A 459-nucleotide genomic window follows, 5' to 3' on the forward strand; every position below is an offset into this window, starting at 1 on the left:
TCCGTTTGCTGGTGATGGTTCGCGGATGTATCGCACGGGTGATGTGGTGCGGTGGAATTCCGGTGGTGAGCTGGAGTACGTGGGGCGTGCGGACGATCAGGTGAAGGTCCGCGGCTTCCGCATCGAACCCGGTGAGATCGAGACCGTCCTGCGCAGCCACCCCGGTGTCGACCAGGCGGTCGTCGTGGTGCGTGAGGACCGGCCCGGCGACAAGCGCCTGGTGGGCTACGTCGTGCCCGCCTCCGACGAGCCTGCAGCGGACGCCGTGGACGAGCAGCTGGGCGAATGGCAGGGAATTTACGACTCGGTGTATTCGGGTTCGGTGGTGTCGGAGTGGGGTGAGGATTTCACGGGGTGGAATTCGAGTTATTCGGGTGGTCCTATTCCGTTGGGTGAGATGCGGGCGTGGCGGGATGCTGCGGTGGGGCAGGTGTTGCGGTGGGGGCCGCGGCGTGTGCT

The 459-nt window shown here is 65.8% G+C and carries 1 protein-coding gene; it reads left to right on the forward strand.

What is annotated here, in order from left to right:
* Nucleotides 1-25: 25 nt before the first annotated feature.
* A partial coding sequence (locus tag ACSNOH_RS35135) for an AMP-binding enzyme (protein WP_436725495.1) occupies nt 26-459 on the forward strand: 434 nt, incomplete at its 3' end.

Origin of the sequence: Streptomyces sp. URMC 127 (assembly GCF_051386535.1) — a bacterium.
In the GTDB taxonomy this organism is placed as follows: Bacteria; Actinomycetota; Actinomycetes; order Streptomycetales; family Streptomycetaceae; genus Streptomyces.